This is a genomic window from Streptomyces sp. NPDC089919, assembly GCF_040684615.1.
Lineage (GTDB): Bacteria > Actinomycetota > Actinomycetes > Streptomycetales > Streptomycetaceae > Streptomyces.
The window spans coordinates 57,516-70,717 of record NZ_JBFBGK010000015.1 but is presented as its reverse complement, the minus strand read 5'-3'; the positions used below and the strand labels follow the sequence as shown (position 1 = coordinate 70,717).

At 72.0% G+C, this 13,202-nt stretch carries 13 protein-coding genes; 11 read left to right on the top strand and 2 right to left on the bottom strand.

Annotated elements, in window-relative coordinates:
* The first annotated feature begins 19 nt into the window (after nt 1-19).
* The 10 genes from AB0O40_RS09415 to AB0O40_RS09370 all read left to right on the top strand — a co-directional run bounded on the left by AB0O40_RS09415 (nt 20) and on the right by AB0O40_RS09370 (nt 10,348).
* Complete coding sequence (locus AB0O40_RS09415; protein ID WP_365037447.1) at nt 20-577, top strand: YrhB domain-containing protein; 558 nt, start codon at nt 20-22, stop codon at nt 575-577.
* Nucleotides 578-802: 225 nt separating this feature from the next.
* Nucleotides 803-2,299 carry an IMP dehydrogenase gene (locus AB0O40_RS09410; RefSeq protein WP_365037385.1) on the top strand — a complete coding sequence of 499 codons (1,497 nt, stop codon included), beginning with the start codon at nt 803-805 and terminating at the stop codon, nt 2,297-2,299.
* Nucleotides 2,300-2,945: 646 nt separating this feature from the next.
* Complete coding sequence (locus AB0O40_RS09405) at nt 2,946-3,302, top strand: peptidoglycan-binding protein (protein ID WP_365037383.1); 357 nt, start codon at nt 2,946-2,948, stop codon at nt 3,300-3,302.
* 97 nt (nt 3,303-3,399) lie between these two features.
* Nucleotides 3,400-3,768, top strand: a complete 369-nt coding sequence (locus AB0O40_RS09400) for a peptidoglycan-binding domain-containing protein (RefSeq protein WP_365037381.1) — start codon at nt 3,400-3,402, stop codon at nt 3,766-3,768.
* Nucleotides 3,769-3,834: 66 nt separating this feature from the next.
* Nucleotides 3,835-4,191 (top strand): peptidoglycan-binding domain-containing protein, encoded by a 357-nt coding sequence (locus AB0O40_RS09395; protein ID WP_365037379.1) that lies wholly within the window; start codon nt 3,835-3,837, stop codon nt 4,189-4,191.
* 747 nt (nt 4,192-4,938) lie between these two features.
* On the top strand, nt 4,939-6,090 hold the full coding sequence (locus AB0O40_RS09390; RefSeq protein WP_365037377.1) for a PLP-dependent cysteine synthase family protein: 1,152 nt from the start codon (nt 4,939-4,941) through the stop codon (nt 6,088-6,090).
* A complete protein-coding gene (locus tag AB0O40_RS09385) occupies nt 6,087-7,349 on the top strand; it encodes an MFS transporter (protein ID WP_365037375.1) in 1,263 nt (420 codons plus the stop codon). The genes AB0O40_RS09390 and AB0O40_RS09385 overlap by 4 nt, the downstream gene beginning before the upstream one ends.
* Nucleotides 7,350-7,620: 271 nt before the next feature.
* Nucleotides 7,621-7,956, top strand: coding sequence for a metalloregulator ArsR/SmtB family transcription factor (locus AB0O40_RS09380; RefSeq protein WP_365037373.1), 336 nt, complete (start codon nt 7,621-7,623; stop codon nt 7,954-7,956).
* Nucleotides 7,956-8,663, top strand: a complete 708-nt coding sequence (locus AB0O40_RS09375; RefSeq protein ID WP_365037371.1) for a cation transporter — start codon at nt 7,956-7,958, stop codon at nt 8,661-8,663. The genes AB0O40_RS09380 and AB0O40_RS09375 overlap by 1 nt, the downstream gene beginning before the upstream one ends.
* Before the next feature lie 389 nt (nt 8,664-9,052).
* On the top strand, nt 9,053-10,348 hold the full coding sequence (locus AB0O40_RS09370) for a M23 family metallopeptidase (RefSeq protein WP_365037369.1): 1,296 nt from the start codon (nt 9,053-9,055) through the stop codon (nt 10,346-10,348).
* A gap of 31 nt (nt 10,349-10,379) precedes the next feature.
* Here AB0O40_RS09370 and AB0O40_RS09365 read toward each other — a convergent pair whose 3' ends face one another.
* Nucleotides 10,380-11,354 (bottom strand): hypothetical protein, encoded by a 975-nt coding sequence (locus tag AB0O40_RS09365; RefSeq protein WP_365037367.1) that lies wholly within the window; start codon nt 11,352-11,354, stop codon nt 10,380-10,382.
* A 49-nt stretch (nt 11,355-11,403) separates the two neighbouring features.
* Nucleotides 11,404-11,934, bottom strand: coding sequence for a hypothetical protein (locus tag AB0O40_RS09360; RefSeq protein ID WP_365037365.1), 531 nt, complete (start codon nt 11,932-11,934; stop codon nt 11,404-11,406).
* Nucleotides 11,935-12,381: 447 nt separating this feature from the next.
* Between AB0O40_RS09360 and AB0O40_RS09355 the strand changes: the two genes are divergently transcribed.
* Entirely contained in the window at nt 12,382-13,197 is an 816-nt protein-coding gene (locus tag AB0O40_RS09355; RefSeq protein ID WP_365037364.1) for a 3'(2'),5'-bisphosphate nucleotidase CysQ, read from the top strand.
* The last annotated feature ends 5 nt before the right edge of the window (nt 13,198-13,202 follow it).

Genomic DNA, 13,202 nt, shown 5'->3' with positions numbered 1-13,202 from the left:
ACCGCATGATGTATGCGTGATGTCGCAAGAGCGTGCCGTAGAACTGGCTGAGCAAGCCCTCGAGCGTGAGCACCGGGAGCGGCATCCACTCTCGCGCAGGCCCACGCCGCCCGAGGTCGTTTCCGGGGTGGCGCAGCACGAGTTCGGATGGCTCGTCTCGACTCGGTCACGGGCCTGGCTCGAGACGGGAGACCCGGGAAGCCACATCGTCGGTGGCGGGCCGATCCTCGTCGACGGCGACGACGGGAGCGTCTACATGATCCCGATCGTGACGTTCAAGATGGGCAACTGGCAGGACGAGTACCGCCGGCGCTTCAGAGGGCCCACGGCGTCCCGTGCGAAGCCGCCACTGAAGGCACGTGTGGCGCAGATCCTCGCCGACGAGGGTCGCCTCGCTGCTCTGCGTGCGCTGCGTCAGCACGCACCGGCGCTGGCTCTGCAGCAGGCGCTGGCATACGTGGCGGCACTGGAGCGGCGCGAGGACCCCACGCACCACCTGGTGGCGCTCGCGGACCCGGAGGCGCCACGATCCGAGCTGCACCTGATCCGGATGGCAGGGCCAGGGTCCCGCCCGTGAAGCAACAGAACCGGTGGCCGGACCGGGATTCGTGTGGTGGTGGGGGTGTGGATAGAGTGCCTGGTCACGACCGTACCCGTTCGAACACGGGCAGGTGAGAGCTCTGCCGTGGCCTGCGGCGCTGACGCAGCCGCGCTGCCGGCGGCCGCCTGCCCGGGGGTTGGGAAACGGGGCGGAGTTCACGGCCGGGCGACGGGGTTCCGGCCGACCCGTCAGGAGGAACGAGTGGCACAGGTCATCGCCGAGGTCTCACGGACGTTCAACGAGTTTCTGCTCCTGCCCAACCGCACGCGGACGGACTGCTCGCCCGCCACGGTCAGCCTGCGTACGCCCCTGGTGCGGCACGTGGTGGGCGAGCAGCCGGCGATCGAGCTCGGCTCCCCCTTCACCTCCGCGATCATGCAGGCCGTCAGCACCCCGGAACTCGCCATCGCGCTCGCCCGCAACGGCGGACTGAGCTTCCTGCACCACAACCAGTCCATCCAGGACCAGGCCGCGGCCGTGCGCCAAGTGAAGGACTTCAAGGCCGGGTTCGTCACCAGCGACACCAACGTGCGCCCCGACGACAGCCTCAGCCACCTGCTCGGCGTCATGCAGCGCACCGGCCACAGCACCGCCGCGGTCACCCACGACGGCAGCGCCACCGGCCGTCTGCTCGGCCTGGTCACCTCCCGGGACTTCCACCCCCAGCGCCACGACCTGGCGGGGCCGGTGAGCGGGCGGATGACCGCCGTCACCGAACTCCCGCACGCTGCAGCCGACATCACGCTCTCCGAGGCGAACGCGAGGCTGTGGGACCAGCGTCTGGACTGCCTCCCCGTGTGCGATGCCGAGGGGCACCTGCAGTACCTGGTCTTCCGGTCCGACTACACGGACAACAAGCGCTTCCCGAACCAGGCGGTCGACGGCGCCAAGCGCCTGCGGGTGGGCGCGGGCATCAACACCCACGACTACCAGGAGCGCGTCCCCGCCCTGCTGGAGGCCGGCGCGGACGTCCTGTGCTTCGACTCCTCGGACGGCTTCAGCGACTGGCAGGCGCAGGCCCTGACCTGGGTGAAGAAGAACTACCCGGAGATCCCGGTCGGCGGCGGAAACGTGGTCGACGGCGAGGCGTTCACCTTCCTCGCCGAGGCGGGCGCGGACTTCGTGAAGGTCGGCGTGGGCGGCGGCTCCATCTGCATCACCCGGGACCAGAAGGGCATCGGCCGAGGTCAGGCCAGTGCCGTGCTGGACGTCGCCGCCGCCCGGGACGCCTTCCGCGAGCGGACCGGCCAGTACGTCCCGGTCTGCTCCGACGGCGGGCTGGTGCACGACTACCACGTGGCCCTGGCGCTGGCGATGGGCGCCGACTTCGTCATGATGGGGCGCTACTTCGCCCGCTTCGACCAGGCGGCCGGGGCGAAGCTCCCCACCCGGGACGGCTTCGTGAAGGAGTACTGGGGCGAGGGCTCCCACCGAGCCCGCAACTGGCAGCGCTACGGCCAGGGCGGCCAGGGCCTGATCTTCGAAGAGGGCGTCGACGGCTACGTCCCCTACGCGGGCGATCTCAACGAAGGCCTCGCCGTGACCATCGCCAAGCTCAAGACCACGATGGTCTCCTGCGGTTCGGTCACCCTGCCCGACTTCCAGTCCACGGCCCGCCTGACCCTGGTCTCCGACCAGAGCTTCCAGGAGAGCCACGCCAACGTCACCCTGCGGGACGCCCCGGCCACCATCGGCTGACCCGTCCACCCGTACCCGTGACCCACGGGCGGGAGGGCGGGCCACCTCAGCCGCGGCCCCCCTCCCGCCCGTTCGGGACGCCGGGTTCCCGCCCGTTCCACCTCCGGGCCCGTGTCCCCGTCCGGCGAACCGAGTTCCCGCCCGTCCCGACTCCGCGGGACGCGTCCCGCTGTTCCCTACGGTCGTCCCCACCCGTCCCGCCGGGCTGTCCCGCCGGGCCGTCCAGGCGTATCGCCCCACCCCGAGCCGGGCCCGGGCCGCATCCCGTTCCCCTTCCCCGGCAGCGTCCCGCGGCGAGGCCCGACGCGACGAGATGCGCAGGTCAGCGGCCTGGGACAGAGATCCCTCCCGGAGGGACGCCCCACTGCACCTCTTGGGACGCCCGTGTGTTGCCGCGCCGATCTCGGCTGTGGAACAGTCCTGACCGCCAGGCACCGGGCCGGCCGCGCCGCCCGGTTCCGCGGCGCCTCTCCTCCCCGCTCTCCACGGCCCCTGATGGCCGGCGCGGTCGTCGGGTCGGCGACCGGGGAGCGAGGTGCCTGGGCCACCCGCACCGTCGCGCACCGACGGCCGGGCACCGGAAGGCAGCCGTCCGCGGCCGTCGGCCCGGGCTACCGATCCCACACACCCCAGGAGCAGCACCTCCATGCGCAAGTTCGCCGCCCTCGGCACCACCGTCCTGCTCGTCGGCCTCGGTTTCGTCTCCGCGCCGGTGGCCTCGGCCGCCCAGTCTGGCGGCGTCTGCTCGAACTTCACCACGTCGGAGCCGATGCTCAGGTACGGCGACAGCGGCCTCGCCGTCCAGGCCCTCCAGTGCGAGCTGAACCGCACCATCAGGTGGGCCAACCTCGACGTGGACGGGGTCTTCGGCCAGAAGACCTACAACGCGGTGATCGAGTTCCAGGGCAAGGACTGCATGGACATCGACACGGACGGCATCGTCGGTCCCATCACCTGGAACCTGCTGGACCGCTGGAGCAACTCCGCCCGCTTCATCTGCTGAACCGCGCCCGCTCCCGCAGCCACCCGCCCGCCGCGCCGGCGGCCCGGTGGCGGGTCGCCCCCGCACGCCCGGCCCCACCTCCCCGCAAGGACCCTCCATGCGCCAGAAGTTCACCGCCGCCCTCGGCACCGCCGCCCTGTTCACCTGCCTCGGCTTCACGGCCGCCCCGGCCGCCTCCGCCGCCACCGGCGCCGAGTTCTGCGGCTACACCTACAGCACCAGCGAGCCCACGCTCCGCTCGGGCAGCAGGGGTGCCGCCGTCACCGCCCTCCAGTGCCAGCTCAACCAGGACATGAGCAACACCCACCTCGCCCTCGACGGCGTCTTCGGCAAGCAGACCTACGACGCCGTGGTCCGTTTCCAGGGCTGCGCCGGCATCGACCGGGACGGCGTCGTCGGCCCGGTCACCTGGCACTGGCTCGACCTGTACGCGGACATCGACACCGAGGCGAACCACATCTGCTGACCGGGCGCCCGCCTCGGCCCCGCAGACCGCCACCCCCACTCCGACTCCTCAGCACCAAGGACCCACATGCGCAAGAACCTCGCCCTCGTCGCGGCCGGCACCGCCCTCCTCGCCGGCCTCACCCTCTCCAGCGCCGGCGTTGCCTCCGCCTCCAACGACCCCGGGGGCTGCGGCTGGTACTCCACCAACGAACCGGTGCTCCGCAAGGGCAGCCAGGGCCCCTCGGTACAGGCACTCCAGTGCCAGCTGAACGCCGCCCTGACGGACCCGGACATCGCCATCGACGGCGTGTTCGGCCAGCTGACCTACAACGCCGTCGTCAAGTTCCAGGGCTGCGCCCACCTCGACCCCGACGGCGTCGTCGGCCCCAGGACCTGGGGCAACCTCAACTTCTACTCCTTCGAGGGCGCCTACGCCTGCTGACCCCGCCGCCCGGGAGGATCGCCCCCCTCGGCAAGGACGCGATGGGCCGAGCACTGCTCTGCACTCATGTGCCGGCCGCGCCGCTCACGGCCCGCCTGGCAGGCATCTGCTCAGCAGCCATTGGTGAGAACGGGGCGCCTCTCCTGACGAGCACTTTATGTAGCTGTTCGCGTACGCTTCGTGTTGTGCTGATGGGAGCGGATCGTCGCGTACCTCGGTCTGTTCGGTGGCGGCTGGTTCTGGTCACCGTGCTGGCCGGGCTGATGCACCTGCTCGGCTGCGCCCACGGAGCTCAGGCCGCCGGGCTCCCTCGGACCGATTCAGTGCCTGCCGCTGCAGCTGCCTCCTTCCCGCACACTCATCCGGCGGTGGCGTTCGTGGTCCTGTGCGACCACGACGCTTCCGAGGGGTGCACCGGCGGGGACGAACCCGCTGCGGACGGCCGCCGGACGGACCTGCCCGAGCCGCCGTCGGCTACCAGCGGCTGGCTCCTGGTGTCCGGCCCCGCTCCGACGAAGGCGCGACAGAGCCGAGTGGGGTGCTGCGCCGAGGGCGGTGGGGGCCGCGCGGAGCCTGGCGGGGTGCGGGCCTCGCTGGGGGTCTGGCGTACCTGAGGGGGCCCTCGTCGCCGACCGCGTCCCACATCCGGGCGCCGGTGGCGTCATCGTCCACCGATGGTTCCGTCCTCGAACACCACCGGCCCGCCCCGCCCCTGACCGTCGTGGCGGCCGGCAGGAGACCCGTGCGATGAACTCCTCCATCATGCCCTCCTCCGCCCCGGCGCCCGCGCAGCTGGTGACCGGTACGACGCTGCAAGCCCACTCCCCGGCCTCCCTGGTGGGTGACACGCCCGTGCTGTGGGTCGGTGAACCCTTCACAGCTGCCGGGCGCGGTTTCTGGGCCAAGCTCGAAGGCCACAACCCCGGCGGTATCAAGGACCGCACCGCCCTGTTCATGGTCGAACGCGCCCGCGAGCGCGGAGACCTGATGCCCGGCGCCCGGATCGTGGAGTCGACCTCCGGCACCCTTGGCCTTGGCCTGGCGCTGGCGGGGATCGTCTTCGGTCATCCGGTCACCGTGGTCACCGACCCCGGCATGGAACCCCTGGTGTCGGGGCTGCTCACCGCGTACGGCGCGGACGTGCAGATGGTCCGCGCACCGCACCCGGAGGGGGGCTGGCAGCAGGCCCGCCGCGACCGCGTCGGCGAACTCCTGTCGCTGGACCCGGACGCGTGGTGCCCCGACCAGTACCACAACCCCGACAACGTGAGCGCCTACGCCGGCCTGGCGAGGGAACTGGTCGCCCAGCTCGGCCGGATCGACGCTTTGGTCGTCAGCGTCGGCACCGGTGGCCACTCGGCCGGGGTGGCCTCGGTACTGCGCGGCTACTTTCCCGCCCTGAAGGTCGTCGGCGTCGACACGACGGGCTCCACGATCTTCGGGCAGGAGGCCGCACCACGGCTGATGAGGGGCCTGGGCAGCAGCATCTACCCACGCAACGTCGACTACACCCTGTTCGACGAGGTGCACTGGGTCGCCGCCGGGGAAGCGGTCTGGTCCGCTCGGGCCCTGGCCCGCTCCCGGTACGCCAGCGGTGGGTGGAGCGTGGGCGCGGTGGCCCTGGTCGCACGCCACCTCGCCACGGCCCTGCCCGCAGAGGCCAGGATCGCCGCCGTCTTCCCCGACGGCCCGCACCGCTACGCCGGGACCGTCTTCGACGACGCCTGGTGTCAGGAACGCGGGCTGCTGGGCTGGGAGCCGGCCACCGCCCCCGACCAGATCAGCCACCCGGGCGAACGTACCGTCACCCGGTGGACGAAGTGCGAAACCGTCCTGGACCCGGCACCCGGCACGCCGCCCGCCGGAACGGGCGCGGGCCTGGCGGGAGTGGCCAGGTGAAGACCCTTCTGTCCGCCACCCGCAGTTTCCCGCCCGCCGTGCGCCTGCTGATGGCCAACCAGTTCGCCATCAACCTCGCCTTCTACATGCTGATGCCCTACCTCGCCGCCCACCTCGCCGACGGGCTGGGCCTCGCGGCGTGGGCGGTCGGCCTCGTGCTCGGCGTGCGCAACTTCTCCCAGCAAGGCATGTTCCTCATCGGCGGCACGATCGCCGACCGCTACGGCTACAAGGCACCGATCATCGCCGGCTGCCTGCTGCGCACCGCCGGGTTCGCGCTGCTGGGCGTATCCGACAGCCTGCCCGTCCTCATCGCCGCGTCGGCGGCCACGGGATTCGCCGGCGCCCTGTTCAACCCGGCCGTACGCGCCTACCTCGCCGCTGAGGCCGGGGACCGGCGGGTGGAGGCGTTCGCGACGTTCAACGTCTACTACCAGGCCGGCATGCTGACCGGACCCCTGGTCGGCCTGGCGCTGCTGACCGCCGACTTCCGCCTGGTGTGCCTGGTGGCCGCCGGCATCTTCGCCGCGCTGACCGTCCTGCAGGCCCGGGCGCTGCCCGCCCGCCGCGCCACCGACAGCGCCGGGCGCGAGAGCTCGGTGCCGGCGCAGTGGTGCACGGTGGCGGCCAACCGGCCGTTCCTGCTGTTCTCGCTTGCGATGATCGGCTCCTACGTGCTCAGCTTCCAGGTCTATCTCGCACTGCCGCTGGCCGCGGGCGACGCGTTCGGGAGCGCGGGTGCGAAGGCCACCAGCCTGCTGTTCGTGCTGTCAGCCGGGGTGGCCGTCGCCGGACAACTGCGACTGACCGGTTGGGTCAAGGGCCGGTGGAGCGGACAGCAGGCGCTGGTGCGGGGACTCGGCGTGATGGGCCTGGCGTTCGCGCCGCTCGCCCTCCTCGCCGCCAGCGGCGCGGATGTTCCGGCCGCGGTGGCGCTGGCGGCGCTGGCCACCGCGGTGATCGCCTTGGCCGTCGGCAGCGCGATCGTCTACCCCTTCGAGATGGACACCGTGGTCGCCCTGGCCGGCAACCGCCTGGTCGCCACCCACTACGGCCTCTACAACACCGTCTCCGGTATCGGCATCACGATCGGCAACCTGGCAACCGGCGCCCTGTGGGACTACGCCCAGCACCAACAGGCCCTCTGGCTGGTGTGGGGGGCGCTGACCCTGACCGGCGCAGCGGGGGCGGGCGCGGTCCTTGCCCTGGCACGCACCGGACGCCTCACCGCACCCGCACCACAGCCTCTGCTGGCTTGAGGACCGGATCGGCCAGCGCCGGACACGCCGGACATCCCCCCGGTGTGTCCGGCCTGCCCATGCCGCGCGGCGGGGCCGCAGCCACCACGCCGCGATGCCGCCGACAGCGAGAACGGTCACCGCCACGATGCCGACGGCCGCCGCGGTACCCAGACCGTCATCCACGTGGGCCCTGCTCCGCATGACTGTCATGCCGTACCAGGAAGGGTGCGCGCCACCGACCGGACTGTCCACAGTTTCATGAATTCACGCATCGCTGTACTGTCGGGGTGTGCTGACAGTCGCCTCTGACATCGAGATGCTGGCCCGCTTCGGCCGCGCCCTCGCCGACCCGATCCGCTGCCGGATCCTGCTCGCCCTGCGCGAGGCGCCGGCCTACCCCTCCGACCTCGCCGAGACCATCGGCGTCTCCAGGACCCGGCTCTCCAACCACCTCGCCTGTTTGCGGGACTGCGGCCTGGTCGTGGCGGCACCCGACGGACGACGTACCCGCTACGAGCTCGCAGACGACCGCCTGGGGCACGCCCTGGACGCCCTGCGCCAGGCCGTCCTCGCCGTCGAGCACGACAAGACCTGCCCGGACGCGGACGCCAAGGGCTGCTGCTGATGACAGCCATATCCCTGGGCCCGTCCCCGGCCCGCCGCGACGCCCTCACCCGCCGCATACGGTTCCTGGTCGCCGCCACCCTCATCTACAACGTCATCGAGGCGATCGTCGCCCTCACCGCCGGCACGATCGCCTCCTCCACCGCGCTGATCGGCTTCGGCCTGGACTCGGTCATCGAAGTCTCCTCCGCGACCGCGGTGGCCTGGCAGTTCTCCGCCCGCCACCACGCCCTGCGGGAAGCCCGCGAGAAGACTGCGCTGCGGGTCATCGCCGGCTCCTTCTTCGCCCTCGCCGCCTACGTCACCCTCGACTCCGTCCGCGCGCTCACCGGAACCGGCGAGGCCGACTCCACCATCCCCGGCATCGTCATCGCCGCCCTGTCGCTCGCGATCATGCCGTTCCTGTCCGCGGCCCAGCGCCGCGCCGGCCGCGAACTCGGCTCCGCGAGCGCGGTCGCCGACTCCAAGCAGACCCTGCTGTGCACCTACCTCTCCGCCGTGGTCCTGGTCGGCCTGGTCCTCAACACCACCCTCGGCTGGTCCTGGGCCGACCCGATCGCAGCCTTGGTCATCGCCGTCATAGCGGTGAAGGAAGGCCGCGACGCCTGGCAGGGCAACGGCTGCTGTGCGTCCCCCGCTACCGCCGAAGTGCCAGCCGCGAAAACGGACGGGTGCGGCTGCCGCCCGGGATGCGAGTGCTGCAGCTGACCTCGGACCTCCCGGCGCTGCCGGCTTTCGGGGGGCAGGAGTTGCAGGCCACGTTACGGCTGGTGGGCTGATGCCGAGCCGAGGCGTCCGGTGGGTGCCACCGGCCGGCCGCGCCCCGCCCGGGCGGGGAATCCGTACGGCTGGCAGCCGTATCGGGGTCGTGCCAGGATGGAGAGAACCGATCACGCCCAGCACGGCGGGTCCGCCGGCCGCAGCCGGGCCGACGCTCCGCGACCCGCGCCCGTGTACGGGGACACCTGGCCATGCGAGGTGGAGCGATGAACGATCGAGGCTCCCGCCCGGACCCGAACGGGACGACCAGGGGATCGGTGTCGCGACCAGCGCGCTCCACACCACGAACCCGGACGCGGCGCCGGCGGACGCGCCCCATGGCGCTCTCCGCGGCGCTGGCCGCCGTGCTGCTGCTCGCGGGGTACACGTCCGCGGCAGGAGCGTCCTCCGGTCCCGGGGGAGGGACCACTCCCGGCGGCGCGCAGGCCGCGACGACGGTGGCCGTGCCGGACAGCTTCAGCCCCGTGGTCGTGACCCCGATCAGCGATCCGACGTTCCCCTGGCTGGGCAGCGACCAGAAGTACCACGTCTCCTACGACCTGCAACTGACCAACGCCTCGCGGCTGCCGGCCACGCTCAGCAAGGTGGAGGTGGTCGACGCCGAGCGGCCCGACACCGTGGTGGCGACCCTCTCCAGCCCCCAACTGGTCGACCCCGAATGCCAGTACGGATCCTGCAACCTGCTCCGGAACCTGCCCTCCGCGAACGCCACCGACACCGTGATGGCTCCCGGGCAGTCCAGGGCCCTGCTGGTGGACCTGACGTTCGACTCGCTGGACCGGGCACCCGCCGAGGTCATGCACCGGCTCTTCCTCACCGGACAGGCCGCGCCCCCGGCCACCACGCCCAGCCCGGTCGACTACCTCGCCGCGCCGTTCGACATCTCCGCCGGCAAGCCGAGGGTCATCGCCTCCCCGCTCAAGGGCGACGACTGGGTCGCCGCGAACGGCTGCTGCGGCACCGGCGCCCCGCACCGCCCCTCGCTCAACTCGCTGAACGGCAAACTGGGCAACTCCCAGCGCTTCGCCATCGACTGGATGAAGCTCACCGACAAGGGCACGTTCTACAGCGGCGACAAGACGAAGAACGAGAGCTACGCCGACTACGGCGAGGCGGTGTACGCCGTGGCCGACGGCACCGTGAGCTCGACGCTCGACACCGTCGAGGCCGGCACCCCCGGCATCCTGCCCGCCAACGACCCGGTCCTCGGACCCAAGCTCACCGTCCAGAACGTGGACGGCAACCACATCGTCCAGGACCTCGGTGGCGGCGTCTGGGCCATGTACGCGCACCTGATCAAGGGAAGCCTGCTGGTCAAGCCGGGAGACAAGGTCACGAAGGGGCAGAAGATCGCCGACCTGGGCAACACCGGCAACTCCAACGCCCCGCACCTGCACTTCCAGTTGATGAACGCCCCCTCACTGCTGGGGGCCGACGCGGTCCCCTACGTCATCGACCGCTTCACCTACCAGGGGCAGATCCCCTACCCGACCTGGCTGGCCACCGACGACTACCTGAGCGGTACCTTCCTCCAGGGCCGACTGCCCGAACCGCAGTCCCGCACGGACGAACTGCCGCTCGTCCTGTCGGTCGTCGACTTCCCCAGCCAGTGAGGCTGCCCGCGCCAGTGAGGAAGTGGCGGAGCTACCCGGCCGCGAGGGCTGCTTCGGCGTTGCGCACCGAGGCGTCGATGGAGCGGCGGTCCGCCTCCAGCCCCGCCCGGTGCGCCCGGATGTATCCCTGCTGCAGGCGGGTTTCGGCGGCGTGCCAGACCTCGGCTACCCGCAGGGCGCCGCGGCAGGCGGTGTCGGCGACGGCGGTGGACGTCTCCAAGGGCGTGACGGGGTGCGGCTGGCGGCCGAAGCGCGCGTCGTCGAAGAGCGCGATCGGGTCCTTGTACGTGAACCCTTTGTCCTTCATGCAGGCTGACCAGCGGGCGAACACCGCGGTGACGGCGGGGTCTTTGAGGGATTCGGGGAAGGAGCGGCTGAACAGCTTGGACGCCAGGGCGGTGGCGCCGTAGGTCTCCGTGCCCAGGCGTCGGCGCGCCTGGCCGAAGCAGCCGTCCTTGGGGATCTTCCGGCCGTGGAAGGTGCCGGCGCGCACCTCGGGGCCTGCGGCGGCCAGCATCTCCGGGGGCAGGCCGCTGCCGCCGAGGACGACCTCGACGTCCGGAGAGCGGCGCGGTGCGTTCTGGGCGGTCCGCAGCGTCTCCTCGTAGCGGGCCTTCTGGGCCGGGTCCGGCTGGAACCCGCGGGCGGCGGCGGCCGCCGCGTCGTGGATCCCGTAGCGCCAGTCCATCTCGTTGCGCGGGCCGAGCGGCGGCAGCTCGGCGGGCGGCGCCCACGGCAGGCCGAAGTCCTTCATACAGCTGCGGACCAGGGCCTGTTCGGCCGTGACCATGAGGTCGTGCTGCTTCTGCGTGGGCCGGTAGGCCATCAGGGGCAGCGTCCAGCCGGAAGGGTCGCTGGGCTGGCGCTCCGCGGCGGCTCGGTGCGCGGGCCCGGCGGCCAGGGCCTCCCCGTCCCGCCCCGCCGAGCAGCCCGCCGCGGCGAGCGTCACGGCGGCGGCCAGGAACACCGCCGGCACGGTGGTGGTACGGCGTCGGCTGTGGAGCATGGCGAATTCCTTCGTGGTGCGGCGGTAGGGGAGGACCGGGGCCGGTGGCTCAGCAGCCGATGAACTGGATCGACCGGTTGTTGTTCGCGGTGGGTCCCAGGTTGCGCCCGGAGCGCGGGTTGAAGTAGTCGAACTGGGTGTCGGTGGCGCCGGCCCCGTAGCCCTTGTAGTAGTAGACGACTCCGCAGTAGCCCTCGAACCAGTTGTAGGCGGAGGCCGCGTTGTTCGCGACGATCTGGCCCATGCCGTCGTTGGGTCCGCCGCAGAAGTAGAGCGGGTTGGAAGTGGAGCCGTCCGAGACCGACTTCAGGTCCCAGATGCTCTTGCCGATGTTGATCCACGCGCCGCCGTAGTTCTGCCGGTAGTAGAAGCGGAAGCGGAACTCCTCGGACTGCGGCGAGCACTGCTCCCAGGTGCTGAACTGCTCGTTGTACGCGGTGCGCTGGTAGTACGGCCGGTCTTCGAGCGGGTTGCCCTCGGCCAGCGCGGAACCCGCCGTGCCCAGGGCGCTCGCCGCCACCAGGCCCGCCATGAGGGCGGTGCGGACGCGGCTGCGGCGCTTGGTCGGAGAGGTGTTCATACGGACTCCTGAGCTCGTGACCGCACGGGGACACACCGCGGCACGAAGCCGCCGGCTGCCCGGTGCGCAAGGGAGGGAACGTCCGGAGACCGCGGCGAGCCGCTGCCGGACAGCCCGAACTCTAGGCCCGCTCAAGCGGCGTCCCGCCGTCCCACCCGTCTCTGAGACGTCCCAGGAGCGACGCCCCCGCTCCCGACACGGACTTCCCGCCCCGAGTCGCGCCGCACACCGCCGCAGGGGTGCCTCCGTGGGACACGGGGCGGGAGTCCGGAGATCCCTTCCCGGGACGCCGGGCCGGGCAGCACTCGCACCGGGGGGACCACACCCGAGCCGGCGGGATCGTGTGGCGCTGCGGTCCCGGACGGATGTCGCCGGCGTCCAAGTGCGCGGTGTGCCCGGTTACTTAGGTTCGGACAGACCGATCACGACACCGCACACGGGAGCACCATGTCCGTACCTCCGAAGAGCACCGAGGCCTTCTCCGACTCCGACCTGCTCGACCAGACCGTGACCGCCGTGCGAACGGCCGGGTCGGCGCTGCGCGAGCGGTTCGGGGCGGTGCACCACCACCCGACCCGCGACCACCTGATGCGGGCCCTGGCCGCCAACGACGACGCGGTCCTCGAGATCCTGCGCCCCCGGCTGGCACACCTGCGCCCGCACGCCGGCTGGGTGGCGGACGAGTTGGCCGGCGGGGCGCTGCCGCCCGGCGAATGGTGGGTCGTGGATCCGGCCGAAGGCAACGTCAACCACCTCCATGCGCTGCCCGACTGGGCGGTCACGGCCACCCTCGTGCGGGAGAACAGGCCCGTACTGACCGTCGTGCACCTGCCGTTGACCGGCGAGACGTACACCGCCCTGGCCGGCGCGGGCGCCCACCTCGACGGCCGGCCGCTGCGCGTCTCCGAGACGGGGGACCTCGGGCTGAGCATCGTCGCCACCAGCCAGGCCCGACCGGACGAGGACGAAGACGTCGTGCGGCGCATCGGTTCCTCGATCACCGCGATGCTCCTCGACGCGCTCGTCGTCCGCACCGCCGTGCCCGCGACCCTCCACCTGGCCAACGTCGCCGCGGGCCGCATCGGCGCCTTCTGGCAGTTCGCCGGTGCCCGCGCCGACCTGCTGCCCGGAGCGCTGCTGGTCACCGAGGCCGGCGGCCGGATCTCCGACGCCCAGGGACGCCCCTGGACCCCGCACAGCGACACCTTCCTGGCCGCCGCGCCGGGCATCCACACCGAAGCCGTCGCCACCCTCTCACGCTGACCGCA